The 259-nt window shown below is 69.9% G+C and carries 1 pseudogene; it reads right to left on the bottom strand.

What is annotated here, in order from left to right:
• A pseudogene (locus ACSNOK_RS34945) lies at positions 1–259 on the bottom strand (ABC transporter substrate-binding protein); the annotation flags it as partial.

Here is a 259-nt window from a genome sequence, read left to right as displayed (position 1 = left end):
CTCCGAGGGCCAGCCGACCCAGTTGCGGGTGCTGTACTCGGCGCCGATGGGAGCGGCGGCGGTGGCGATGAGCGGCACTTCCTCGACCATGATCCGCTGGAGTTCGTTCAGCGCCTCGGTGCGGGTGCTCTCGTCGCTCGCGTTCGCGTACTCCTTGAGCGCCTTGGTGGCCGCCTCGTTGCGGAAGCGGCCGAAGTTGCCGCCGGGGGCGGCCTTGCCGAGCGGCTGGTACAGCTCGCCGTCCATCACGTGCTGGTAC

The organism is Streptomyces sp. URMC 126 (assembly GCF_051386555.1).
In the GTDB taxonomy this organism is placed as follows: domain Bacteria; phylum Actinomycetota; class Actinomycetes; order Streptomycetales; family Streptomycetaceae; genus Streptomyces.
Note: the sequence above shows the minus strand (reverse complement) of the source record. Positions and strands in the feature narration are given on the sequence as shown.